The sequence below is a fragment of the Xanthomonas sp. SHU 166 genome, assembly GCF_000364685.1.
Lineage (GTDB): Bacteria > Pseudomonadota > Gammaproteobacteria > Xanthomonadales > Xanthomonadaceae > Xanthomonas_A > Xanthomonas_A sontii.
This window is the reverse complement of sequence record NZ_AQOJ01000321.1, coordinates 1-578: the sequence shown is the minus strand read 5'-3', so window position 1 is coordinate 578 and position 578 is coordinate 1. Positions and strand designations below refer to the sequence as shown.

The following is a 578-nucleotide window of genomic DNA, read 5'->3' as shown; positions in this document are numbered from 1 at the left end:
ACCGTGGCGCGCTGGCAGCCGCCGTTGCCGACCCTGACGCGCAGCGGCCTGCCGCAGGCGCGGCGCCAGGCGGCGCGCGCGCTGGCCGAGGATCGCCTGTTCGAGGATGCGCAGTCGGCGATTCCGCTGTACCTGGCGATCCGCAGCCTGGCGCCGAACGATCGCGTTGCCCAGGACGGCCTGCGCAAGGCGCGGCGGCGCCTGTTGCAACTCGGCGCGCAGGCGCTGGGCGATCCGGATCTTTCCGAACGCACGCTCGAGCAGGCCGCGCGCATCGCGATGGTGGCGCTGTGGCTGGATGCCGATGACCCGGCGGTGCGGCGCCTGCAGCAGCGGGTGGAGACCGCCTCGCGGGTGCTGGCCTACAACCGCGCCGGCGAGGACGACCTGCGCGGCGGCCGCCTGGGCGAGGACGGCAACGGCGCCCTGGCCAATTTCCGTGAGGCGTTGCTGCTGGATGCGGACGATGCGCGCGCGCGGCAGGGCGTGGCGGCGGTGGAAAGCGCGCTGATCCGTCGCGCCGAGACGGCCGCGGCGGCCTCGGATTTCGCCGCCGCCGGCAGTTGGCTGGCGCGCGC

Annotated in this window: 1 pseudogene; it reads left to right on the top strand. The window is 75.4% G+C overall.

Annotation, left to right across the window (positions count from 1 at the left end):
* A pseudogene (locus D180_RS09695) lies at positions 1–578 on the top strand (formylglycine-generating enzyme family protein); the annotation flags it as partial.